The sequence below is a fragment of the Paenibacillus sp. KS-LC4 genome (assembly GCF_036894955.1).
Lineage (GTDB): Bacteria > Bacillota > Bacilli > Paenibacillales > Paenibacillaceae > Pristimantibacillus.
The window spans coordinates 2,663,769-2,688,332 of sequence record NZ_CP145905.1 but is presented as its reverse complement, the minus strand read 5'-3'; the positions used below and the strand labels follow the sequence as shown (position 1 = coordinate 2,688,332).

Sequence of the window (24,564 nt, the reverse complement as noted above, 5' to 3'; positions counted from 1 at the left end):
TTTTAAAAACTTTATTATTTTGCAGCAGTTTTACACTTTTCCAACAGGCCTTGCTCTTCAAGCACCGATACGAGTGTGGAGCCCATATCCGAAGGGGTTGGTGCTACTTTAATTCCGCATGCTTCAAGCGTAGCGATTTTTTCAGCAGCTGTTCCTTTGCCTCCGGAAATGATTGCGCCAGCGTGGCCCATACGTTTGCCTGGAGGCGCTGTTGCGCCGCCAATAAAGCCTACAACCGGCTTTTTCATGTTGGCTTTAATCCATTCTGCCGCTTCTTCTTCCGCAGTGCCGCCGATTTCACCGATCATAATAACCGCATACGTATCAGGGTCGTCATTGAAACGGCTCAAAATGTCGATAAACTCGGAGCCTTTCACTGGGTCGCCGCCGATACCAACAGCAGAGGATTGTCCAATGCCGCGAGTCGTCAGTTGGTGAACCGCCTCGTAAGTCAATGTTCCCGAGCGGGAAACAACGCCTACATGGCCTTTCGTATGAATGTAGCCTGGCATAATTCCGATTTTACATTCGTCTGGTGTAATAACACCTGGACAGTTAGGGCCGATTAGCGTCGTCTTGCTGCCTTCCATATAACGCTTAACTTTGACCATGTCCAGTACCGGAATGCCTTCCGTAATACAAATAACAAGATCAAGACCAGCGTCAACCGCTTCAAGAATCGAATCAGCTGCAAATGCCGGCGGCACATAAATAACCGAAGCCGTAGCGCCTGTCGCTTTCACCGCTTGTTCAACGGTGTTAAACACTGGAAGCGATACCGTTGAACCGTTTTCAAGAGTGATATCAACGTTAGTTCCGCCTTTGCCCGGCGTTACTCCGCCTACCATTTGCGTACCGTAATCGAGTGCGCCTTTCGCATGGAACAAGCCCGTTGCGCCTGTAATCCCTTGCGTAATAACTTTAGTATCTTTGTTTACCAAAATGCTCATCGAATCTCACATCCCCGTCCATGAATTCATACGCGTATTTATTTCACGAGAGCGACAATTTTCTGTGCGCCGTCTGACATAGAGTCCGCTGCTACGATGTTCAGTCCCGACTCGTTCAGCATTTTTTTACCCAAATCAACATTCGTGCCTTCCAGTCTTACGACAAGCGGACGATCCAGGCCAACTTCCTTAGCTGCCGAGATAACGCCATCCGCAATAACGTCACAACGCATAATGCCGCCAAAAATATTAACGAAAATACCTTTAACATTTTCATCGGACAAAATGATTTTGAACGCTTCTGTTACTTTTTCTTTCGTTGCACCGCCGCCTACGTCCAGGAAGTTCGCAGGGTCGCCGCCATAATATTTGATAATGTCCATGGTCGCCATAGCAAGGCCTGCGCCATTAACCATGCAGCCGATGTTGCCATCAAGGGCAATATAGCTCAGATCGAATTTGGAAGCTTCGATTTCTTTCGCATCTTCCTCTTCCAGATCGCGCAATGCGACAATATCCTTATGACGGTATAGGGCATTGGAGTCAAAATTCAGCTTCGCATCCAGTGCCATTACTTCACCATCGCCAGTTACGACAAGCGGATTGATCTCAGCAATAGAACAATCTTTCTCAACGAAAGCGTTGTACAAGGAGATCATGAATTTTACAGCCTTGTTAACAAGCGGAGTTGGAATGTTGATTGCATAAGCAAGCTTACGTGCTTGGAATACCTGCAAGCCTACAGCTGGATCAACGATTTCCTTGAAAATTTTCTCAGGGGAATGCTCGGCCACCTCTTCAATCTCAGTGCCGCCTTCCTCTGATGCCATAATGACGACGCGGCCTGTGCCACGGTCAAGAACAGCGCCGATATAATATTCTTTCTTGATGTCGCAGCCTTGCTCAATAAGAAGACGCTTAACCTCTTTGCCTTCTGGACCTGTTTGATGCGTAACGAGCACTTTTCCAAGGATTTCTCCTGCATATGCGCGAACTTCATCCAAGCTTTTTGCGACTTTAACACCGCCAGCTTTACCGCGGCCGCCCGCATGGATTTGTGCTTTTACAACAACAACTTTCGTACCAAGCTCTTCTGCTGCTGCAACCGCTTCATCAACGGTGAACGCAACTTTGCCCTCAGGCACAACTACACCATACTGTTTCAATAACGCTTTGCCTTGATACTCATGGATATTCATTGTTGAAATCCTCCATTTCATAGACCAAAATCAGTCGTATGTACACAAACATCTATTATCATAGCATTTTTCCTCTGTTGTTACCTTATATTCGTGCAAGAAGACTTCGGCTTTTTTGATATGAATTCAATCTCAATTTGAGATTAAACGTCAAAATCCGCTATTTTACTGCTTTTTGATCCCCTTCACCACCCGTTCATTCAACATTTGACAAAAATGGACAACGCCCATTATGATTAGTTTGCACCAAGCAGGCTTGTACTACTCCATAAGAACATTTATTGCTGCATTTCATTTAAAATCATACACGAAACATACAGGACGTAAGGAAGCACCTTCATCCCACTATTTGGAGGTGCTTTTTGTTATGTTCAGCTTAATGCAGAGCGCAACTGTTTATGGCGTCGAAGGCAAAGAAATTGCAGTCGAGGTTGATATTGCAAGCGGACTGCCGCAAATTGCGGTAGTTGGGCTGCCTGATCCTGCCGTGCGGGAATCTGTAGAGCGGGTAAGGGCTGCGATTAAAAATAGCGGATTTACCTTCCCGATGGAGCGTATAACCGTCAACCTCGCCCCTGCCGTTTTACGTAAGGAAGGCACCGCGTTTGACCTTGCCATAGCCGCCGGCATTTTGGCGGCTAGCGGACAACTAAATGCGGCTCACTTTCATCACACGATGATGCTCGGCGAGCTGTCGCTTAACGGCTCTATTAGGCCGGTAACGGGCGTGCTTGCGATGATCGAACAGGCTAAAAAATCAGGCATCCGTCGTGTGCTGCTTCCAATCGCAAATGCTCCAGAGGCTGCCTGGATAGCCGGTATGGAGCTGTTTGGAATCACGCATTTAATGGATTTGCGTCCATCAGGCAGCGAGGGACTGGAGGCCATTCGCTACACTGCTGAACCATGCAGTGGCAGCAAGGGTTATATAGGGCTGCTCACTGAAAATAAACCTCTGCTTTCGCCAGATTGCGGTGACTACAGCGATGTTATCGGTCAGCAGCTAGCTAAACGTGCGCTTATTATTGCTGCTGCAGGACGGCATAATGTGCTGTTTTCAGGCCCGCCAGGTACCGGAAAAACGATGATGATTCGCAGGCTTCCAAGCATTCTCCCGCCTCTTTCGGAGCAGGAGGCAATTGAAGTGACCAAAATTTACAGCGCGGCCGGAAAGCTTTCTACTGACAATCAGGGCCTTATTGCGGCTGCCCCTTTTCGCGCCCCGCATCATACGATTTCCACAGGCGGACTTGTAGGCGGCGGCTCTGTGCCAAAGCCCGGCGAAGTGACGCTCGCCCACCATGGCGTGCTGTATTTAGACGAGCTCCCTGAATTTTCCCGGCAAACACTTGAGGTGCTAAGACAGCCGTTAGAAGATGGAATTGTGACAATCGCTCGTTCTAGCGCCGTCTTTCATTTTCCAGCACGGCTCATTTTAGCTGTTTCCTTTAATCCGTGCCCGTGTGGATTTTCAGGCCATGAAACGATAGATAAGCGCTGTATATGCACAGACGCTGTAATTGCCCGTTATAAATCCAAGCTGTCCGGTCCGCTTCTCGACCGCATTGATATTCAGCTTGAGGTTCCCCAGCCCATTGATCTTGGTCGTTCTCTAACAAATAGCCATTCAAAGAACCTTTCTTCCGAAGAGATGCGCCAGCAGGTTGTAGCTGCGCGAGCGTATCAGAAGGAGCGTTTGTCAGAGCTAAAAATTAATACGAATGCAGGCTTGTCCGGCTCAGCCCTGCACCGTGCCATGCTAATTCGACAGGATGCTGCGGAGCTGCTTGGGCACGCTCTCCAGACACTCCCTATTAGCATGCGCGCCCATGACCGAATTATGCGACTATCGCGAACGGTAGCTGATGTTGAGGGCAGCCCGTATGTCGAGGTTCAGCATATCGCAGAAGCCATTCAATACCGTAAGCTATGCAAGCTATGAATTGAAAAAAGGAGCAACACCGCCCATTGTGCAGTGTTGCCCCTTCTTATTTTTGAATGAGTATTTCCCCCATCTATTCAAGGGGACACACACGGAGATGGACACGCACTTTTCATCAATGTTCCTCATGCCGCTATACACAGCTAAAAAGCTGCTATTATATGCTTCAGTTCATGAATGGCATCGTCGTGCTCCAACGTAATAGCGATAACATCAAAACGAATGCTCTGCTCCAGTTGCCCCGTCAGCTTTAAATAAACCTGTGCTGTCTCTCTTACTTGCTTTTGCTTGCGCCAGTCTACGGACTCTGCTGCTATTCCGAAACGCCCGCCAGATCGGCGTGTTCGCACCTCGACAATTACCAGCTTGTCTTCACCGTGCATAATGAGATCCAGCTCTCCCGAACGGCAGCGCCAGTTGCGCTCCACAAACGTATAACCAGCAGTCAGCAAATAGGCTTCTGCGGCAGCCTCCCCTAGCTTTCCGGTCCACTTCCGTTTGTCAGCCCGTTTGCTGCTTGAAAAATCAGAGTCGCCTGCCTTGCTATCAGTCATTCAAATCCCTCGCCTTACGATCCGAACGATAAACAAAGCTGAGTATTTCCGCTACCAGCGTGTAAAGCTCAGGAGGAATCGTTTGATCAATGTCCAGCTTGGACAAAACCTCCACAAGCGAAGCATCCTCCTGCAACGGTACACCGTTTTCCTTCGCTTTTTCGATCAGCTGCTCTGCTAAATAGCCTTTGCCCTTCGCAACGACGACAGGAGCTGTACCGACGCCTGGCTCATATTTGAGCGCAACCGCCCGCCGAATCGGTTCAGATTTATTATTGTTGTTTTCTTCGGAGCTCATGCTTTCAGGTCAACCCCTTTATAACGCCCTGAAAGAAACGTCCTCGGAGCCGTAATATGTCCTTCTGCTGCTCCCTCAGCTGCTCTTTCTTCATTCTCCACAATCGGCGAGGTCCGAAGCGACAACAGCTGATAGCCCGCCTGATTCAGACTTTCCGCTACTTCCGTTCGAGATGACTGAGCAAGGCCTTCCATTGCAGGATGATTGTTCCACAGCGTCAAGCTTACGATTTTATCCACGACTTGTACATCGACTACCGTATCTCCAAGCGTTTTCATGGATAAATCAAATACTAGGCGGCAATTTTCCGCATCCAGCTCGCCCTTGCGGCCACGCCGCGTTTGAATATGAACCGATGTAGTCTGATTGCCGTCATCACCCTTAAACGGAACGAATACGGTGAGATGGCTAAAAAGAGCACCATTACGTTCAGGCGACATCAGCAGCTGCTGGCCTGTAATATGCTGCACCAATTGCTGTGCCGTCTCTTTTAGAGCAGCAGGCGCGTCATCAGAATTAGATATTGCAAGCAGCACGCTTTTCAGCGATTCTTGCACGCTCTGCTTGTTCTCTTGAGCAAGAGCAAGCAGCGGCTCTGCTTTATGCCCTTGCGACGCATTCGCCGAAAAATCAGCCTTCAGCAAGTCAGTGCCCAGCTTGCCACCTTCTGGCAGCTTGTCGCTCGCTGCTGCTGCAGCTGCCTGCTGCTGCGCTTGGGCGCCTGCCAGAGGACCCTCAGCTGTCCCAGAACGCTCTTGCAGCTGAGCCGCGCTTCCATTGCGCCCAGCTGCGTTATCCCCGCGCAGTGCCTGTTCTGAGCTGCTACGGGCCTGATTGGCAGCGCCCGCCTCTGGTTGTGCGGCCTCTTGCTCACCAGAGCCTGCTGCTGGCTGTGTCTGAATGCCAAGCAGCTGCTTACCAAGCTGCTGCTCGTGATCGACACCGAGCCATTTCATCATCTGACCAAGCCAGTTGGCCGGGCTGACCTCTGCCTTGCCTGCCGCTCCTGCTCCTGTCAGAGCGGCGGCACTGCTTCCAGCAGCAGCATCGCCTTTGCTCGCTGCCACAGCCGCTTCAGCTCCGCTCGCCTTCGCGGGCTGCCCACTGCCTGCGGTCTCCGCCGCTCTCGCTGCGGCGGCTCCCGCTTCTGCTCCGCGCGGCTGCAGCGCATTCGCGCGCCCGGCTTCGCCAGCGGCGGCTCCCGGCTTCTCGCCGTCGCCAAGCCCTCGCAGCAGCTCTGCGCCTTCGCCGAGCAGCGCTTGCAGCTTGCCCAGCTGCTGTGCCAGCTGGGCCTCCTTCCCGCCCGCCTGCGCCTGCCCGCTGGCGGCCTCCTTTCCGCCGGCTGCAGTCGCAGACGTCACCAGCTGGCTCAGCTGGTCCAGCAGCTCATGTGCCGCTGGACCAAACATTACCTGCTGTAACGCACTAATCGTGGCAGCCGTCACAGGCAAACCGCGCTTGAATGCCGAGGCAGCCGCCTGCATCCATTGCTCCGTATCCGCACCGCCGGGCATAGCTGCCCCCGCTTGCTGAAACACCTGTGCGGCATCCTTATTCAGCGGGATGCCTTCCTGATTCAAGTTCTTTATGATTTGTGCGGCCCATTTCTGGTCAGGCAAAGCAAACTGCTTAAGCAAATCCTTGATGGACTGCTCCGGCAGCTCGGCAAGCGCGGCATCTATTTGCTTCAGCATAATAAGGCCGCCTTCCGCCTGCGCTCCGACCTGAAGCATCGCTGCTTGCCCGGCAGCCAGCGGCACCTCCAGCTTTGCCCTTACCTGCACACCATTAATTTGCACGATCGCTTCATTGTTGTCCGATACCTGCAACACCAAGGCGCGTACCGTTTGTCCCGGCTTAAGCTCTGCCGAGCGTATATCCGTTCCCGACGCATCGCCCAGCATGCTTCTCATCATTTGTCCAATATTCATTGCCATCGCTCCCGTTTTACGATGAAATTCAGCTTAAGCCTGTCAGGCTCCATCCGGCTTCTCTAACTAAACATGCTTTATTACCTTTATCGGCTTTTAGCCCTCCTATGATGAATCAGCTTTTCCGCTGCCCACTCACGCCATCCTAAATAACCCTGTTTATACAAAAAAAAGACGGCACATGCACTGCACCAGCAGCACGCCGTCTTTCTTTATAATATTAGCTGTTTACACTTGTCTCAACAGATCAAGCAAGCGCCAGACCGTTTTATGCTGTCATCCATATCTCGATTTGCTCATTTAAAATAATTGCTGCTGCTCCGCAAATATTTTTCCAAGAAAGGTTTTGCGATGAAGCGGACTCGCGCCATACTCTAGCAGACGCTCGCGATGCAGCTTGGTTGGATAGCCTTTATGTACCGCTATGCCGTATTCTGGATACTGCTGCTCCCAATCATCTACACATAAACGATCACGCGTCACTTTCGCCAAAATAGATGCAGCGGCAATCGTCTGGCTGTTGGCATCTCCCTTGATGATCGCAAGCTGCGGCTTTGGCACGTCCACCTTCTCCGCGTCGATGAGCAAATAATCGGGCTCTATCGCCAAAGATTCGATGGAAAGCTTCATCGCAAGCCTAGCCGCCTGCTTAATATTTATGCGGTCGATTTCAGCTGCGTCCACACAGGTAACCGACCATGCAATACACTTCTCAATAATGATTTCATAGAGCTGATCGCGCTTTTTCTCCGAGAGCTTCTTCGAATCATTTACCCCTTCAATGACCAGATCAGGCGGCAAAATGACAGCAGCAGCGACGACATCGCCGAACAGGCAGCCTCGGCCGACCTCATCAACACCTGCAATCGCCTTGTAGCCTTCACTCCACAGCTTACGTTCATACTCCAGCATATCCGCCGATCCTCCGCTTCAAATCCTCAGGCATACCAAGAACAATCATACAATCAAAAATCTAGCTATTTTGCTTCCACGGTGCTTCAAGCGAAATATGGCCGAACTTGCCTGCACGCAGCTCCCGCAAAATAATGCCCGAAACCTTCTCTAGGTCAACACGCGCTCCGCTTTGCAGACAACCCCGCTTGCGTCCGATTTCCTCCATCACCTTGACGATTTCATCAGACTCATTCGTATCCGGCTGCTCCATCGTAATATCAAAGCGCTCTTTCACATTTTCCCAATAACGATCAACCAATTCTTTCAAAGCAAAAAATGCAATATCTTCAATATTCAATACCTGCTCGCGAATCGCGCCTGTCATCGCGAGGCGATAGCCAACCAACTCGTCCTCAAACTTTGGCCACAAAATACCAGGCGTATCGAGCAGTTCCATATCCTTGCCTGCTTTTATCCACTGTTGGCCTTTTGTCACGCCTGGACGGTCGCCAGTAAGCGCAATATTGCGACCTGCCAGACGGTTGATCAGCGTCGATTTCCCTACGTTCGGAATGCCGACAATGAGCCCGCGCACCGCTCTTGGATTTATTCCCTTTGCGATTTGGCGGTCGATTTTTTCCTGCAACAGCTCTCTTGCTTTCACTGGAACCTCGTTTACCCGCGTTCCTGTTGAAGAATCGACCGCGATACATTCATGGCCTTCTCCCTTAAAATACGTAATCCATTGCTCAGTCACCTTAGCATCTGCTAGGTCAGACTTGTTGAGCACGATCAGCCGCGGCTTGCTGCCCAAAATTTCATCGACAATTGGGTTACGGCTGGACATTGGAATACGCGCATCAAGCAGCTCAATCGTTACATCAATCAGCTTGAGCTTGTCCTGTATTTGTCGTTTCGCTCGTGTCATGTGACCGGGGAACCATTGAATCGTCAATTTCTCACCTCATTTGAATGCCATTTAATGCTTAATAAAGCTAATCTTGTTGAGCGGCCAGAAAATAACTTCTGCCCGTCCTACAAGCTCTTTATCGGAAATATAACCAAGGGCACGGCTGTCCTGGCTGTTGCTGCGATTGTCGCCCATTGCGAAAATCGTATCCTCCGGAACAATCGCTTCCGTTATTCGCTCATTAGGAAAATCTGATTCATTATTATAAAGCTGACCATTTGCATGAGCCTGCTTGATGGCATCCGCAATATATGTCTCTTCCAATTTCACATCATTAATGAAGACGTCATCGCCTTGAACTCTAATGGTATCTCCTGGCAGTCCAATGACGCGTTTAATAAAGTCTCTGCCCTGCTGCGGAACATGGAACACAACGACCTCGCCTCTGTCAGGCTCACGGAATTTGTACAATATTTTATTCACAATGAGACGCTCACCGGTTTCAAAGTTTGGAAGCATCGACTCGCCTTCAACCATGAACGGTGCAAACAGAAAACTCCGAATAAGGACGACCAGCACGACCGCTATAGCAAGTGCTTTGATCCATTCTACCGTTTCTTTCATCGCTTTAGCCTTTTGGCTAGGCGCTGCTTTGTCAGACTCAGCAGATGGAGTAGCCGTTACGGCGCTATCTGATGTGATTTCAACTTCATTTTCATCATTACGTGATTGCTGGTCCATAAAAACGCCTTCTTTCCATCTTCGAATTCATACTTTCTGACAAGCTGTAACAATAACGAAAGGGAGCTTGTTTAACCAAGCCCCCTCTTGTTTATTCGACTTAACGAATTTCTTTAATTCTAGCTGCTTTACCACGAAGGTTACGTAGGTAGTACAGTTTAGCGCGACGTACTTTACCACGACGTGCCACATCGATACGATCGATTTTAGGCGAGTTCAACGGGTAAGTTCTTTCGACGCCAACACCGTAGGAAATTTTACGTACTGTAAAAGTTTCGCTAATACCGCCGCCACGACGTTTGATTACAACGCCTTCGAATAGCTGGATCCGCTCGCGGGATCCCTCGATAACTTTAACGTATACTTTCAACGTGTCACCGGGACGAAAGTTAGGAAGGTCTTTGCGAAGCTGCTCTTGCGTAATCGCTTGTACGAGATTCATCTTGGATTCACTCCTTCCACCATAGACGTTCTTAATAGCTCTCCAACTTCCCATCTGAAATTGGGTCATGACCATTAGCGGACCGTCCGATTAATACGAACAACATTTGAAATCATACCATATTTAAACCTAGATTTCAACATCTTTTTCCGGGCTTGCCAACATTATCGCTTAAGACTGCTGTTTGTCCAACGAAGCAAGCCATTTACGCTCCTTGGCGGTCAATTCAGCCTTCTCTAGCAGGTCAGGACGTCTATCCCGTGTACGAAGCAGCGATTGCTCGCGGCGCCATGTCTCGATGCGACTGTGGTGTCCGGAAATCAGCACCTCCGGCACCTCCATATCGCGAAATACAGCAGGTCTTGTATAGTGCGGATGCTCCAGCAAGCCTGTGCTGTATGAATCCGTTACTGCTGATGTTTCATTGCCAAGCACACCGGGAAGCAGGCGTGCTACACTGTCGATGACAACCATCGCAGGAAGCTCCCCGCCAGTCAGCACATAGTCGCCAATCGAAAGCTCATCCGTTACCAAATGCTCGCGTATACGCTCGTCATAGCCCTCGTAATGGCCGCAAATCATAATGAGATGCTCTTCCTTCGAAAACTCCTCTGCCTTCTGCTGGGTGAAGGTTTCCCCCTGTGGGCACATTAACACAACACGCGGACGAGCCCCTGTTCCGGCCTGCTCCATCAAGTGCTCAACAGCCGAAAATACAGGCTCTGCTTTCAGCACCATGCCTCCTCCACCGCCATACGGATAATCGTCTACCGTATTATGCTTATTGCCAGAGTAAGCTCGAAAATTAATAGCATTCAGCGATACAATGCCTTTTTCCCGTGCCTTGCCAAGAATGCTTGCGCCAAATACGCCATCGAACATTTCAGGGAAGAGCGTAAGCACATCTACTCTCACGCTAAATCAACCCTTCCATAAGATGAACGGTTACTAGCTTCGCAGCAATGTCTACGTTAAGCAACACATCATCAATAACGGGAATAAGCACTTGGCTTCCTTTACCTTTAGGACGGTCGACGACCCATACATCATTGGCTCCTGGTCGCAAAATTTCCGAAATGATGCCCAGTTCCTCGCCCTCGTCTGTTACCACGCGGCAGCCGATAATTTCGTGGAAATAATATTCCCCTTCGTCCAGTTTACCAAGCTGCTCCTCTGCTACCTTTAGCAGCCATCCCTTATACTTCTCCACTTCATTAATGTCATTATATCCCTTAAGCTTAATAATATAATTTCCTTTATGCTCACGGGAACCTGCAATTTCTACCTCCAGCTTGCTGCCATGCTCTTCATGAATCATAGCGAGCTTATTGCCGACTGCAAAACGCAAATCTCCAAAATCGGTCTGGGAAAGCACCTTGAGCTCGCCGCGCAAACCATGCGTATTAACGATTTTTCCAACTGTAAACCATTTGCCGCTCATTATTCATGTATCCTTTCTTTGCTATATAAGCTGAACGATTAATTAATATGGGGGGTTCTATTGAGGTTGAAATCAGAAAACAAAGGCTGATGCTTTCGAAGAGGCTTTCCTTCGGAAAGCTGTAGCTCTCTCCAGTTCCAACCTTTCTCTTTCGTTTCTCCCTTCCCTCATCATTTGCCTTCATTCCACATATATAGTTTTCTTTTTTATAATCAGGATTTTGCATAAATCAATGAAACGCAGAACGCTGCTGTAGCTATATATGTGCCACTCAAGGCCATTTATGCAAAATCCTCATGATACACGCATAAACGGCTGACGCCGACCCGAAAAAAGGCGGCAGCAGCCGTTTTGCGTAAAACACGAAAATATCCATTACGAATATCATTCTGTTTTATGTTTCATTCCGGGAAATCTAAGAAAGTATAAGTATGAAACGTATACTTTCTTAGATTTTGAAAAAGGGTTAGGATAATTAACCCTAACCCTCTCCGAATACGTATTACGATATGATGTCCACGATAACCCGCTTCTCTGATTTGACAGCTGCGGAGGTCACAACTGTACGCATCGCTTTCGCAATGCGACCTTGCTTGCCGATAATTTTACCGACATCCTCCGCATGAACCGACAGCTCATATACGATGCCGCGGTCATCGTCTCTTTCTTTCACGCTAACGTCTTCCGGATGATCCACTAACGCCTTTGCTATGACAAGAATCAATTCTTTCATTTATAAAGGCCCTCCGCTGTTCAACAGTTATTTCTGTTGCTTAAGCTCATGGAACTTTTTCAGAACGCCTGCTTTGGAAAGCAAGTCGCGAGCTGTATCCGAAGCTTGCGCTCCGTTTTGCAGCCATTTCAAAGCTTTTTCTTCGTTGATGGATACTTGAGCCGGTTGTGCAACCGGGTTATAAGTACCGATCTCCTCGATAAAGCGACCGTCGCGCGGCGAACGGGAGTTAGAAACAACTACGCGATAAAAAGGGGCTTTGTGAGCACCCATACGTTTCAAACGAATACGTACTGCCATGTGAAATTCACCTCCTTCAATTAATAAACCTACTTTAAATTAAAACGGAAACTTCATACCTTTGCCCAGCATGCCTTTCAGACCTTTCTTGCCGCCCTTAAGGCCTTTAGGCCCCATCATAGACGAAAACTGCTTCATCATTTTGCGCATGTCATCAAACTGCTTAATCAGTCGATTGACTTCAGCAACCGATGTTCCGCTTCCGGCAGCAACCCGTTTCCGGCGGCTGTGGTTAAGAATTTCCGGCTTTAACTTTTCTTCCTTCGTCATCGAGCGCACGATCGCCTCAACACGGCCGATTTGCTTCTCATCAATTTTCATATCTTTAAGTCCTTTGACCTTGCCCATCCCTGGAAGCATATCCATCAACTGATCAATCGGCCCCAAATTCCGCACCTGCGCCATTTGCTCCAGAAAATCATCAAATGTAAACTCGGCCGTACGCATTTTGCGCTCCATCTCGGCAGCTTTATCTGCATCAATGTTCATCTGTGCTTTCTCAATAAGCGAAAGCATATCACCCATACCAAGAATACGCGATGCCATCCGATCTGGATAGAACGGCTCAAGCGAATCAATCTTCTCACCCATAGCGGCAAACTTGATTGGCTGGCCCGTTACAGCTTTGACGGACAATGCCGCACCACCGCGGGTATCGCCATCAAGCTTAGTCAATACGACACCTGTCAACTCAAGCTGCTCATGGAAGCTTTGAGCTACATTGACCGCATCTTGACCTGTCATGGCGTCAACAACGAGCAGCACTTCATCAGGCTTAACCAGTTGATGAATTTGTTTCAGCTCGTCCATCAGCGTTTCATCAATATGAAGTCGGCCCGCTGTATCAATGATGACATAGTCATTATGATTTTCTTTAGCATGCTGTAAGCCTTGCTTCGCAATTTCTACCGGGGAAGCTTGATCGCCAAGCGAAAACACCGGTGCATTGATTTGCTCGCCGAGCACTTGCAGCTGCTTGATCGCAGCTGGACGATAAATATCGCCGGCTACAAGCAAAGGCTTATGGTTGCTCTTCTGGAGAAGCTTGGCAAGCTTGCCGGACGTCGTTGTTTTACCTGCGCCCTGCAAACCAACCATCATAATAACCGTTGGCGGTTTATTCGCTTTCGCCAGCTTGCTTTGCGTACCGCCCATCAGCTCGGTCAATTCTTTATTAACGATGTTAATAATGACCATGCCCGGAGTAAAGCTTTTCTCCACTTCCTGACCAATAGCCTGTTCCTTTACTTTGGCGATAAAATCTTTGACGACTTTAAAGTTAACGTCTGCCTCCAGCAGCGCAAGACGCACTTCACGCATCGCCTCGTTCACATCAGCATCGGACACTTTGCCTTTGCCCTTCAGCTTACTAAAAACGTTTTGCAATCGGCTTGACAAGCTTTCAAATGCCGCCATGATCCATCACCTCCGTTATTTCATTACCTGTTGTTCGTCGTTATTAATTGCTCAATTATATCTAGTATTCCCTGCTTGGCATCAGTTCCAAGGGAAAGCTCCGTTACGCTATTTCCAAGCTGCTCAGCAAGCTGCTGCAACGCTTCATGCTTCTCCAGCAAGCGAAGCTTGCCTTCATAGCTTTCAAGCACCTGCACCGCGCGCTTCACATGCTCATAAACCGCCTGCCTGCTAATGCCGGATTCCGCTGCAATTTCACCAAGCGAAAAATCGTCGTGAAAATAATATTTAAGTGAAGTCCTCTGCTTCTCAGTGAGCAAGGGCTCATAAAAGTCAAACAATAAATTAATTCGGGTCGTCTTCGCAAGGGCGTCTGGTTCACTAACATTCATGACCTTTGCTCCTTCCCGTCAAGGGTAAATCCTTTACACCTAAGCAACGTCTCTTATCTTACACGATTGAAGCAGGCACTGTCAAGCTTTCAACCTTGTCAGTTCGAAATACATGCCTTTCAGGCCAAGCAATAACGACTTCGTCGTCCTTCTAGGACGTGCGTAAAGCTTTGTCGGAGAAATATAAGAGGAGTATATGGGGTAAAGCTTATGCTCCTTTTATATGTTCAAAAAACTGAATTATTGCTGCGTTTCCGCCTCTTCCGACTCTTCCTGATCTTTTATTAGACCAGCAAACAATGCGTGAACAAACTGCTCCGAATCAAACTGCTGCAAATCCGTCATCTTCTCGCCCAAGCCAACCAGCTTGACAGGCAAATTCAGCTCATTGCGAATAGCGATGACGATACCGCCTTTAGCCGTACCATCAAGCTTCGTTAATACGAGGCCGGTTACACCGCTTTTCTCGCCGAACAGCTTCGCTTGGCTGAGTGCATTTTGGCCCGTCGTTGCATCGAGCACGAGCAGCACCTCATGAGGCGCATCCGGTATTTCACGCTGAATGACGCGGAAAATTTTATTGAGCTCTTCCATCAGATTGGACTTATTTTGCAGCCTTCCAGCGGTGTCACAGAGCAAAACATCTACGCCGCGCTGCTTCGCCGCCTGCACCGCATCGAACATAACCGCCGCCGGATCGGAGCCGGACTGCTGCTTAATGACATCAACGCCTACGCGCTGACCCCACACCTCAAGCTGCTCAATGGCTCCGGCGCGAAACGTATCGCCCGCTGCCAGCAGAACGCTTTTACCTTCACTTTTATACTTATGAGCCAGCTTGCCGATTGTCGTCGTTTTACCAACGCCATTGACGCCAACGAACAAAATAACTGTAATACCGCTGCTCGACATGCGAAGCGCCGTTTTCTCATTGTCATCACCTTTGAGCAACTCAACAAGCTTTTCTGACAATACCGGATGCAAATCAGCCGCATCTTCGATTTTGCGTTTTTTCACTTCCGCGCGCAGCTCGTCAATCAGCTTCATCACGGTATTGACGCCTACATCGGCACCGATTAAAATTTCCTCAAGCTCCTCGTAAAACTCCTCGTCAATCTTTTTCCGGCGCGTAATTAGCTCTTCTACCTTTTCAACAAAGGCTGTACGGGTTTTGGACAACCCTTCTTTAAATATCGTAGTGACCGCTTCCGTTTTGGAAGCGATGCTTTCCTTCAATCTTTTGAAAAAACTCATCGCGATTACTCCTCCGTCTTCGTAGCTATCCTATGTTCTTTCCTCATTGTAAAAGCCGCAAGCTACGCGGTAGCCTGCTCCGCTTCCTCCTCCAGACGCACCGATACAAGCTTCGATACGCCGCCTTCCTCCATCGTTACGCCATACAGCACGTCCGCTTCCTCCATTGTGCCTTTGCGGTGGGTAACGACGATAAACTGCGTCAGCTCGGAAAACTCACGCAAATATTGGGCAAATCTGGATACGTTAGCCTCATCAAGCGCTGCTTCTACCTCATCCAATACACAGAAAGGCACGGGCTTCACCTGCAAAATAGCAAACAGTAGCGCAATTGCCGTAAGCGCACGCTCGCCGCCAGAGAGCAGCTGCAGGTTTTGCAGCTTCTTGCCAGGCGGCTGAGCAACGATGTCTATGCCTGTATCAAGCACGCGATCCGGCTCAACCAGCACAAGATCTGCTCGTCCGCCTCCGAACAGCTTGGCAAACACGACGCTGAAGTGGCCTCTGATCAGCTCAAATGTCGATTTGAACCGTTTCGACATCTCCTCGTCCATTTCGCGAATAACTTGATAAAGCGTCGTTTTCGCTTCCACCAGATCATCCTTCTGCTCCGATAAAAACTCATAACGCTCCTTGACGCGCTCATACTCGTCAATAGCGCCAAGATTCACATCGCCAAGCATCGTAATTTGGCGCTTCAAATCACGAACCAAATTTTGTGTGCCGATGACATCCTCAGGCACAGGGTACTGCTCCCTCGCCAGCTCAATGCTAAGCTCGTATTCCTCACTAAGCTTGCGCAGCAAATTGTCAAGCTCCACATCAAGGCGATTCGCGGCGATTTCATTTTGGCGAAGCTGCTCCTCGATTTGGCGAAGCTGCGTACGCTGCTCCTTCGTCTCGCTTTCACCCTGCTCCAGCTCGCGAATCCGATCCGCTCTCGCCGAGCGCTGCAAATCCGTCTGCTCCGAGCATTCCTGCTTCTTAAGCTTCAAATGATTTAGCTGCTCCACCTGCTGAACGCTTTCTTCCGCATGGCGAGCAATCTCCTCTTCCTGCTGTGCAAGCAGCGAGCGAACATTTCCAAGCTCCTGCTTCGCTCTAACAATATCAGCTCGGACACGGGCGGCTTGGTCTTCAAACGACTGCTTCTCTTGATCTGTCTTGGCTAAGCTGATCTTCAAATCCGTCAGCTGCCCTTGCAGCGCTTCCTTCGCTGTTTCGCTCGCTTTACGGCGCTCCTCAGCAAGCTTGATTGCCTCCTGGAGCCTCGCTTCATCGGCTACCAGCTTCTCCAGCTTCGCCTGCGCCTCCTCAGCTGTTGCCTGCATCGTTTGCTGCTCCGCCAAATGGCTGCTGCGATCAGCCGAATACAGCTGCTCCTGCTCATTAAGCAGCTTTTCCTCCGACAGCATCTGTTGAAGCTCGGCACGCACCTGCTGCTCGTCAATACGCGATTGCTCCGAACGAGAACGCAGCTCCTCCATATTTTGCGATCGGATCGACTGCTCCTTGCGAAGATCGCTGAGCTTGTCGCGCAGCTGCTTCATTGTGGCCTCGGCTGCCGTAATTTCCTGATCAAGTCCTTCAATTTGCCGCTGCCGTCCAAGCAAGCTTGCGCCTTTCTTCTGCAAGCTTCCGCCTGTCATCGAACCCCCGGCATTTACAACATCGCCCTCTAGCGTTACAACCCGATAGCGATATTGGCATTTTGAGGCAATGCGGTTTGCCTGCTCCAAGTTCTCTGCAAGCAATACATTGCCGAGCAAATTTTGAATAATAGACTTATATTGCGGTTCGCATGAGACAAGATCAGCAGCAACTCCAACAAAGCCTTCGGTATTTTCTGCCAGACGTTTGTCATGCTCCGGCACTTGCCTAGCGCGAATGACATCCAAAGGCAGGAAGGTAGCTCGGCCCAACTGACGCTGCTTCAAGAACGCAATCGCTGCACGTGCTGTCTTCTCATCCTCCATGACCACATGCTGAAGCGCCCCGCCAAGTGCCGTTTCAACGGCAACCTCGATCCGCTCTGGCACGCGCACTAGCTCGGCTACCGCGCCATGAACGCCGCTAATGCCGCCGGATGTGCGGCGCGATGCTTTGAGCACTTCCCGAACGCCGTGCATAAAGCCGTCAAGTGCATCCTGCATTTCCTTCATCGTATCGCGACGAGAAATGCTGGCATCGATTTTTTGCTCCCATTTGCGAATAGCTGCGGCCGCTTCATCCACATACTGGCCAGTCTGCTTCGCTTTTTCAGCCTCATCTATGTATTTGTTGCGAGCACCATTGATATCTTTTAAAATCGCTTCCAGCTGTGCTTCCAGTTGCGCGCGTCTAGCCCCGCTTTTCCGCTTCTGCTCTTTCCACTTCAGCTCATCCTCGCCAAGGCGCTCCATCCGCCGACCGACAGCCTCCTTCTGCTGCTGGGCATAACGAATTTCATTGCGCAGCTCCGCCATCGCACTAAGCACATCAAGCAGTTCGCCCTTTAATGTCTCCTCTGCATCCGGCGCGGCTCCGCCTGCGACGCCAATAAGTCGGGCTTCCTCCTCCATCAGCCTTGCTTTCAAATCGGCAAGCTGCAGCTCCAGACCAGCTGCACGGCTGCGGAATTCGGCTTCCTCCTGCATCAGCGTGCCAATGCGGGCATCCTGAGACGCGGCGGATTCCACAAGCTGCGCCTTGTTATGCTCCAGATTGCGTTTGCGCTCCTTCAAAACCTCGCCGTAGCCTTCACATTTCTCATAATCCTCGCTGTATTGCAGCATCGCTTCATGAAGACGGTCAAGCTTCTCCTCGATTGTGCGCAGCGCAAGGCGATCCTTCTCCAAATGCGCATCATGCTTGCTCACAACCGTTGACAACTCAAGCTCGCTTTGCTTGAGCACCTCAAGCTTAGCATTTGCCTCCGACCACGATTTATGGACCGTATCAATGTTATGAACGTACATGGAAATTTCTTTCGTGCGCAGCTGCTCTCGCAGCGCTTTATAATGAATCGCTTTCTCCGATTGCTCCTTGAGCGGCCCTACCTGATCCTCAAGCTCAGTAACCAAATCGTGAATGCGCAGCAGGTTCTGCTCGGTCTCATCCAGCTTCTTCTGCGCCTCCCGCTTGCGCGATTTATATTTAACGATGCCGGAGGCCTCTTCAAAAATACCACGGCGGTCCTCAGACCTTGTACTTAATATTTCCTCGATTCGGCCTTGTCCGATAATCGAATAAGCTTCCTTGCCGATTCCCGTATCCATAAACAGCTCGGTAATATCCTTGAGCCGACACGATTGCTTGTTAATCATATATTCACTGTCACCGCTGCGATGGACACGGCGGGTTACTGTCACTTCATTGTATTCCAGCGGCAGTGCTCCATCCGTATTGTCAAGCGTCAGCGACACTTCACCATAATTGACTGCTTTACGCGCGTCGCTTCCGGCAAAAATAATATCTTCCATTTTGCCGCCGCGAAGACTTTTGGCGCTTTGCTCGCCCAGCACCCAGCGGATGCCGTCGGAAATATTGCTTTTGCCGCTGCCATTGGGACCGACGACTGCCGTAATCCCTGTAACGAATTCCATCTCCGTCTTATCGGCAAACGATTTAAAACCTGCTAGTTCAATACGCTTAAGGAACATAAATTGTCTTTCACCTCACCCGCTATTGTACCACAAAATACAGACGCCGGATAATCTCACTTTATGCTCTCTGAAGCTATTATTTCAGGCGTTTTTGGGCATGGACATCTCCGTACAAAAAAACTGGTTAAATGAATCAGCATTCTGCCTGCCTTATTCTTTGCTCGCTGCCTTGATAGCAAGGGATATGAAAATACAACGTCGAATAAAAGTAATTGATCGGTAGCTTCACATTTTTCCCGACATGAAAACGAACCTAGCACATAGAAAAATGACTTATAGTTAGCCTAGACAAGCGATTAGAACATAACCAACAAAGAGGAGGAGTCGCTTTAATGACACCAGCGCTGCAATCAATTATCGAGCATTATTTCCCTCTAAATATTGTACAAACTGAACCCGTGCCCTTTGGGTTAACTAATACAACCTGTTTTGTAATAGTAAACGACCAAAAATACGTAGCACGTCATTATGACCTGTATACGAAGACCTCAGAAAGCTTGCACTTAGAAATGGAAGTGACAGCATTTCTATTGCGCTCAGCTCTTCCCTTTAATATCCCTTCGTTTCTGCCCACGCGAAATGGAGACTTGTCTGTGACGTTATCAGACGGGTCATTAGGCGCACTCGTAACCTTTATTCAAGGAACCGCTCCGCCGATTCAAATACCTGATGATGCTTACTTAGTTGGCAGCGTCGTCGGTGAAGTTAGTGCAAGGCTGAAAGCATATGAACAACCAAAGAATTTTAAATATAATGGAACTCCGTTTACTAGCTTGTATCAGCTGCATCCTCTTGCGACGGCAGAAATGATAGCTGCTTTCTGGAAACAACCGCCTTTTCCCGTTACAAACGAGCAAAAACATTATTATAACGAAGCACTGCTTTCAGTTGAATCAAATCGTGAAGCTTTATTATCCTTACCCTTGCAAATGGTACATCACGACTTATTAGTATTCAATTTATTATCCGTAGACCGCTGCATTACGGGAGTCTTGGACTTTGATTTCCTCTCGCTTGATATCTCCTTTTTGGAATTTGTAATTAGCCTCAACCATGTGCTCCAAATGTCTGGCGGCTCCCTTGAAATGGCGGCAGCGTTTATTGAAGGGTATGTATCATTTCGAACCTTGTCATCTGAGGAATTGAGCCAACTACGTACGTTAACCCGTTTGTACCATATTGCGGTTCTACACATATATATTGGACAATTCTGGGCAGGAAAGGACATTTCTAACGCCTTTTCCTACATTGCGAATCAACTAATGGAGCGGGATAACTGGTTGGAGCATAACGAAGACCATCTAAAAGGGTTAATATCAACGTACACATAGTCATATTTAAAAAAGAGGCCGCCGGGATTTATTAATATCCCAGTAGCCTCTTCCTATAGCTTCCTATTTACGGCTGAGCGGAAAGGGAGTGCCACGCTTCTTCCGCTGCGCGCTGCTCCGCTTCCTTCTTCGTCCGACCACTGCCGCTGCCGCATCTGGCATCACCCAAAATCACTTCCACGACAAACTCGCGATCATGTGCCGGTCCGCGCTCCTCAGTAATTCGGTATTCTACTGTACCGAGTCCATGATGCTGAGCGCGCTCTTGCAGCTTGGATTTGAAATCCTTCACAAGCAGGCCATAATCGTTCGATTCGATGTGTGGAAACACATGCTCTTCGAGAAATGCACGGGCCCGGTCCATACCTGCATCGAGAAAAATCGCACCGACAAACGCTTCAAACAAATCCGCCAGCAGCGCCGGCCTTTGTCTGCCCCCTAACTGCTCCTCACCCCGTCCCAGCAGGACGTAGGCGCCAAGAGCAAGCCGCTCGGCAAAAAGGGCAAGTGACGGTTCACATACGACCGAGGCGCGCATACGCGTAAGCTCGCCCTCCGGCCGGCGTGGATAGGAGCGAAACAGAAACTCCGAGACGAGCAGCTGCAATACCGCATCGCCCAAAAATTCCAAACGCTCATTATGCTCGATCGTGCCATGCTTATGCTCATTGACATACGACGTATGCGTGAAAGCTTGCTTCAGCAGCCTATGTTGTTTGAAGCGTAGCCCCAGACGCGACTGCAGCTCGCTTAAGGAATCATGCTTCATAAACTTTCATCACGATCGTCGCATTATGACCGCCAAAACCGAAGGAGTTGGACATTGCGATACGAACATCCGCTTTGCGCGGCTCATTCGGCACATAATCCAAATCGCATTCCGGATCTTGGTTGTCTAAGTTAATCGTTGGTGCAATGATACCGTTTTGCAGCGTCAAGCCTAAAATAACCGCTTCCACTCCGCCGGCTGCGCCAAGCAGATGTCCCGTCATCGACTTCGTTGAGCTAACTGCCACTTTATAAGCGTGATCGCCAAATGCCTTCTTAATCGCTTTCGTTTCTGAACGGTCGCCTACCGGCGTTGAAGTGCCGTGAGCATTAATGTAATCAACCTCTTCAGGCGCAATTCCAGCATCTTTGAGCGCTTTCACCATACAGCGCGCTGCGCCGTCTGGATCTGGCTCTGTCATATGATGCGCGTCGCCGCTCATGCCATAACCAATAATTTCAGCGTAAATCCGTGCTCCGCGTTTTTGAGCATGCTCGAGAGATTCCAATACGAGCACGCCTGCGCCCTCACCCATAACGAAACCATCTCGGTCTGTATCGAAAGGACGGCTTGCCTTACTCGGCTCATCATTGCGAACGGACATCGCACGCATGGAGCAGAAGCCGGCCATACCCGTTGGACGGATAGTCGCCTCAGCACCACCGCACAGCATGACATCAGCGTCGCCGCGCATAATCATTTTATACGAATCGCCAATGGAATGCGTACCTGTCGCACAAGCGGTAACCGCTGTGCTGTTCGGGCCCTTCGCGCCTGTAAGCATGGATACTTGGCCAGATGCCATATTCGCGATCATCATCGGGATAAAAAACGGGCTGACGCGCTTCGGGCCCTTCTCCAGCAAAATATTATGCTGATCTTCCCAAGTGCCAAGACCGCCAATACCGGAACCAATCATAACGCCAACGCGTTCCTCATCAGCATTTTCACCGATTTTCAAATCCGCATCCTTAACTGCCAATTGGCTGGCTACAGCAGCGAACTGCACAAAGCGATCCATACGGCGCGCTTCCTTCTTGTCCAATCCGAAATCCTCTGGATTGAAGTTTTTGATTTCTGCGGCAATATACGTTGGGTATTCCGAAAAATCGAACGCTTCCACAACGGACACACCGGACTTGCCTGCGAGCAAATTGCCCCAAAACTCCTCCAGCTCATATCCGAGGGAAGTCATAACTCCCATACCTGTAACGACAACTCTTTGCTTCAATTCGATTCACCTCTATGAACTGCAATATAGATAACACCCTGCTGCTCTGTCTTTTATATATAAATAGCTCTTACGCTCAATTCATCTTCTCAAAATAATCACATGCCCTAGATGGAGAGAAGTCCCGTTTGTGACAACGGGACCCAGGCTTCCTTAGTTAAGAGATTGTATGTACTTAACAACTTCTCCTACTGTTGTGATTTTCTCTGCATCTTCATCAGAGATCTCCATATCGAACTCGTCTTCAAGCTCCATGACCAATTCCACGACATCGAGCGAGTCAGCGCCGAGGTCATCTTTAAATGAAGCTTCAAGCGTTACTTCCGCTTCGTCTACACCTAGGCGGTCTACAACGATACGTTTTACGCGATCTATTACTTCGGACATCCGGTTCACCTCCTCCTTGGTATTATACGAGAATTAAAACTAAAATGCCATACGTAACCGTTTTAATTCCCGGCAAAGCTCTTGCGGCCCCATATTTACATGTACATGCCGCCATCTACATGAACGGTTTGACCCGTCATATAGCCTGCTGCATCAGACGCCAGAAAACGTACAGCTGCTGCAATATCTTCTGAGCTGCCAAGGCGCGCAAGCGGAATTTGACCAGCAAGCGATTCCTTCATTTCTTCCGGAAGCTTGTCTGTCATTTCAGTCTGAATGAAGCCTGGCGCGACGCAATTGACCGTAATGCCACGCGAAGCGAGCTCCTTCGCGCTGGCCTTTGTTAAGCCAATAACGCCTGCCTTAGCAGCAACATAGTTAGCTTGTCCAGCATTGCCAAGCACCCCGACGACGGAAGAAATATTAATAATACGGCCTGAACGCTGCTTCATCATAGAACGAGTAACTGCTTTGATGCCATTGAATACGCCCTTTAAGTTCGTCTCAATAACTTGGTCAAACTCCTCTTCCTTCATACGCATTATGAGGTTGTCTCTTGTAATTCCGGCATTATTCACCAAAATATCAATAGCACCGAACTGCTCCAGCACATCCTTGACCATAGCATCGAATTCAGCTGCCTTGCCTACATTAGCCTGCAGCACAATAGCACGGCGTCCAAGCGCCTCTATAGCTTGAGCTGTCTCAGCGGCTGCCGCCTCGCTGCCGGAATAGTTAATAGCAACATCTGCCCCTGCTTCTGCCAGCGCGATCGCAATCGCTCTGCCAATCCCACGGGAAGCGCCCGTTACAAGCGCCTTCTTGCCTTCCAAATTCGCGAACATGATAAAACCTCCCCCTATTCGGCTGCTTGCAAAGCGTCTATAGCTGCGATGCTGTTAAGCGAAATCACCTTGACGGATTTATCGATTTTTTTGATCAAGCCAGCAAGCACTGTGCCTGAACCGATTTCCACGAATGTATCTACACCTTCAGCGATTAAATAACGAACGCTGTCTTCCCACAATACTGGCGAGTAGACTTGCTCGACAAGCAAGGCGCGAAGCGCCGACGCATCCGTAACTGCACTAGCTGTAACGTTAGCTACAACCGGCACAGCTGCATCGTTCATGCTTATGCCTGAGAGTACGCCAGCAAGCTGCTCAGCAGCAGGCTTCATAAGCGAGGAATGGAAGGGGCCGCTTACCTCTAGCGGAAGAACCCGCTTGAAGCCAGCTTCCTTGCCGCGTTCAACAATGGCCGCAACGCCTGCCGCCGAACCTGAAACGACGATCTGCCCTGGGCAGTTCACGTTCGCAAGCTCCACAATATGGCCTTCTTCCGTAACTGTGCGGCAAAGCTCGGCAAGCGCCTCGCGCTCGGCGCCAAGCACAGCCGCCATCGCCCCATGTCCGCCCGGAACCGCCTGCTCCATAAAAAGACCGCGAGCACGTACCGTACGAACAGCATCCTCAAAGGACAATACGCCTGAGGCAACTAGCGCGCTGTATTCCCCAAGGCTGTGGCCTGCTACATAGTCCGCCTTCAAGCCCCGGCCTTCTAACGCTTGCAGCAGCGCTACGCTAACCGTAAGCAGGGCAGGCTGCGTATTCGCCGTCTGCTTTAGCGCGACCTCCGGTCCTTCGAAAATAATTTCGCTCAGCTTAAAGCCAAGCGCTTCATCCGCCTGTTCAAAAATCAGACGCGAATCCGCAAATGCTTCATAAGCATCCTTACCCATCCCTACAGCCTGAGCACCTTGTCCTGGAAAAACAAAAGCAGTCTTACCCATCCTGCAATCCCTC

24 protein-coding genes are annotated in these 24,564 nt (G+C 49.6%); 2 read left to right on the top strand and 22 right to left on the bottom strand.

What is annotated here, in order from left to right; all coding sequences use genetic code 11:
- Window positions 1–14: 14 nt before the first annotated feature.
- Together sucD and sucC are read right to left on the bottom strand one after the other, a co-directional pair.
- Window positions 15–950 carry a succinate--CoA ligase subunit alpha gene (gene sucD / locus V5J77_RS11550; protein ID WP_338555902.1) on the bottom strand — a complete coding sequence of 312 codons (936 nt, stop codon included), beginning with the start codon at window positions 948–950 and terminating at the stop codon, window positions 15–17.
- A gap of 38 nt (window positions 951–988) precedes the next feature.
- Window positions 989–2,149 (bottom strand): ADP-forming succinate--CoA ligase subunit beta, encoded by a 1,161-nt coding sequence (gene sucC, locus V5J77_RS11545; RefSeq protein ID WP_338555901.1) that lies wholly within the window; start codon window positions 2,147–2,149, stop codon window positions 989–991.
- Window positions 2,150–2,516: 367 nt separating this feature from the next.
- Between sucC and V5J77_RS11540 the strand changes: the two genes are divergently transcribed.
- Window positions 2,517–4,091, top strand: coding sequence for a YifB family Mg chelatase-like AAA ATPase (locus V5J77_RS11540; protein WP_338555900.1), 1,575 nt, complete (start codon window positions 2,517–2,519; stop codon window positions 4,089–4,091).
- A gap of 143 nt (window positions 4,092–4,234) precedes the next feature.
- Here the strand turns inward: V5J77_RS11540 and V5J77_RS11535 are convergent, their stop codons facing one another.
- The 15 genes from V5J77_RS11535 to smc form a co-directional block, all read right to left on the bottom strand.
- A complete protein-coding gene (locus tag V5J77_RS11535) occupies window positions 4,235–4,645 on the bottom strand; it encodes a YraN family protein (RefSeq protein ID WP_338555899.1) in 411 nt (136 codons plus the stop codon).
- On the bottom strand, window positions 4,638–4,943 hold the full coding sequence (locus V5J77_RS11530) for an EscU/YscU/HrcU family type III secretion system export apparatus switch protein (RefSeq protein ID WP_338555898.1): 306 nt from the start codon (window positions 4,941–4,943) through the stop codon (window positions 4,638–4,640). The genes V5J77_RS11535 and V5J77_RS11530 overlap by 8 nt, the downstream gene beginning before the upstream one ends.
- Complete coding sequence (locus V5J77_RS11525) at window positions 4,940–6,874, bottom strand: hypothetical protein (protein WP_338555897.1); 1,935 nt, start codon at window positions 6,872–6,874, stop codon at window positions 4,940–4,942. The genes V5J77_RS11530 and V5J77_RS11525 overlap by 4 nt, the downstream gene beginning before the upstream one ends.
- 300 nt (window positions 6,875–7,174) lie before the next feature.
- Window positions 7,175–7,786, bottom strand: a complete 612-nt coding sequence (locus V5J77_RS11520) for a ribonuclease HII (RefSeq protein ID WP_338555896.1) — start codon at window positions 7,784–7,786, stop codon at window positions 7,175–7,177.
- A gap of 61 nt (window positions 7,787–7,847) precedes the next feature.
- Window positions 7,848–8,723, bottom strand: a complete 876-nt coding sequence (gene ylqF, locus V5J77_RS11515) for a ribosome biogenesis GTPase YlqF (protein WP_338555895.1) — start codon at window positions 8,721–8,723, stop codon at window positions 7,848–7,850.
- Window positions 8,724–8,747: 24 nt separating this feature from the next.
- Window positions 8,748–9,302 carry a signal peptidase I gene (gene lepB / locus V5J77_RS11510; RefSeq protein ID WP_338556720.1) on the bottom strand — a complete coding sequence of 185 codons (555 nt, stop codon included), beginning with the start codon at window positions 9,300–9,302 and terminating at the stop codon, window positions 8,748–8,750.
- Between the two features lie 217 nt (window positions 9,303–9,519).
- Window positions 9,520–9,861: a 50S ribosomal protein L19 gene (gene rplS / locus V5J77_RS11505; protein ID WP_056039073.1), complete on the bottom strand. Its 342-nt coding sequence runs from the start codon at window positions 9,859–9,861 to the stop codon at window positions 9,520–9,522.
- Between the two features lie 171 nt (window positions 9,862–10,032).
- On the bottom strand, window positions 10,033–10,776 hold the full coding sequence (trmD, locus tag V5J77_RS11500) for a tRNA (guanosine(37)-N1)-methyltransferase TrmD (protein ID WP_338555894.1): 744 nt from the start codon (window positions 10,774–10,776) through the stop codon (window positions 10,033–10,035).
- Between the two features lies 1 nt (window position 10,777).
- Window positions 10,778–11,302 (bottom strand): ribosome maturation factor RimM, encoded by a 525-nt coding sequence (rimM, locus tag V5J77_RS11495; RefSeq protein WP_338555893.1) that lies wholly within the window; start codon window positions 11,300–11,302, stop codon window positions 10,778–10,780.
- A 502-nt stretch (window positions 11,303–11,804) separates the two neighbouring features.
- Entirely contained in the window at window positions 11,805–12,035 is a 231-nt protein-coding gene (locus V5J77_RS11490; RefSeq protein ID WP_046230689.1) for a KH domain-containing protein, read from the bottom strand.
- A 27-nt stretch (window positions 12,036–12,062) separates the two neighbouring features.
- A complete protein-coding gene (gene rpsP, locus V5J77_RS11485; protein ID WP_338555892.1) occupies window positions 12,063–12,335 on the bottom strand; it encodes a 30S ribosomal protein S16 in 273 nt (90 codons plus the stop codon).
- A gap of 39 nt (window positions 12,336–12,374) precedes the next feature.
- Window positions 12,375–13,751 carry a signal recognition particle protein gene (gene ffh, locus V5J77_RS11480; protein WP_338555891.1) on the bottom strand — a complete coding sequence of 459 codons (1,377 nt, stop codon included), beginning with the start codon at window positions 13,749–13,751 and terminating at the stop codon, window positions 12,375–12,377.
- Between the two features lie 23 nt (window positions 13,752–13,774).
- The gene (gene ylxM, locus V5J77_RS11475; protein ID WP_046230686.1) at window positions 13,775–14,143 is read right to left on the bottom strand and encodes a YlxM family DNA-binding protein; all 369 of its coding nucleotides are present in this window, start codon (window positions 14,141–14,143) and stop codon (window positions 13,775–13,777) included.
- Window positions 14,144–14,383: 240 nt separating this feature from the next.
- Window positions 14,384–15,397, bottom strand: a complete 1,014-nt coding sequence (gene ftsY, locus V5J77_RS11470; protein WP_338555890.1) for a signal recognition particle-docking protein FtsY — start codon at window positions 15,395–15,397, stop codon at window positions 14,384–14,386.
- A 62-nt stretch (window positions 15,398–15,459) separates the two neighbouring features.
- Entirely contained in the window at window positions 15,460–19,038 is a 3,579-nt protein-coding gene (gene smc / locus V5J77_RS11465; protein WP_338555889.1) for a chromosome segregation protein SMC, read from the bottom strand.
- Window positions 19,039–19,373: 335 nt separating this feature from the next.
- On the opposite strand from smc, the gene V5J77_RS11460 reads away from it, so the two are divergent.
- Window positions 19,374–20,372: a phosphotransferase gene (locus V5J77_RS11460; protein ID WP_338555888.1), complete on the top strand. Its 999-nt coding sequence runs from the start codon at window positions 19,374–19,376 to the stop codon at window positions 20,370–20,372.
- Between the two features lie 67 nt (window positions 20,373–20,439).
- Here the strand turns inward: V5J77_RS11460 and rnc are convergent, their stop codons facing one another.
- The 5 genes from rnc to fabD all read right to left on the bottom strand — a co-directional run bounded on the left by rnc (window position 20,440) and on the right by fabD (window position 24,551).
- Window positions 20,440–21,141, bottom strand: a complete 702-nt coding sequence (gene rnc, locus V5J77_RS11455; protein ID WP_338555887.1) for a ribonuclease III — start codon at window positions 21,139–21,141, stop codon at window positions 20,440–20,442.
- Window positions 21,131–22,372 (bottom strand): beta-ketoacyl-ACP synthase II, encoded by a 1,242-nt coding sequence (gene fabF / locus V5J77_RS11450; protein WP_338555886.1) that lies wholly within the window; start codon window positions 22,370–22,372, stop codon window positions 21,131–21,133. Before fabF ends, rnc begins: the two co-directional genes overlap by 11 nt.
- 153 nt (window positions 22,373–22,525) lie before the next feature.
- Window positions 22,526–22,759 carry an acyl carrier protein gene (gene acpP, locus V5J77_RS11445; protein WP_046230681.1) on the bottom strand — a complete coding sequence of 78 codons (234 nt, stop codon included), beginning with the start codon at window positions 22,757–22,759 and terminating at the stop codon, window positions 22,526–22,528.
- Window positions 22,760–22,854: 95 nt separating this feature from the next.
- Complete coding sequence (gene fabG / locus V5J77_RS11440) at window positions 22,855–23,604, bottom strand: 3-oxoacyl-[acyl-carrier-protein] reductase (RefSeq protein WP_338555885.1); 750 nt, start codon at window positions 23,602–23,604, stop codon at window positions 22,855–22,857.
- A gap of 14 nt (window positions 23,605–23,618) precedes the next feature.
- The gene (gene fabD / locus V5J77_RS11435) at window positions 23,619–24,551 is read right to left on the bottom strand and encodes an ACP S-malonyltransferase (protein ID WP_338555884.1); all 933 of its coding nucleotides are present in this window, start codon (window positions 24,549–24,551) and stop codon (window positions 23,619–23,621) included.
- Window positions 24,552–24,564: the final 13 nt, after the last annotated feature.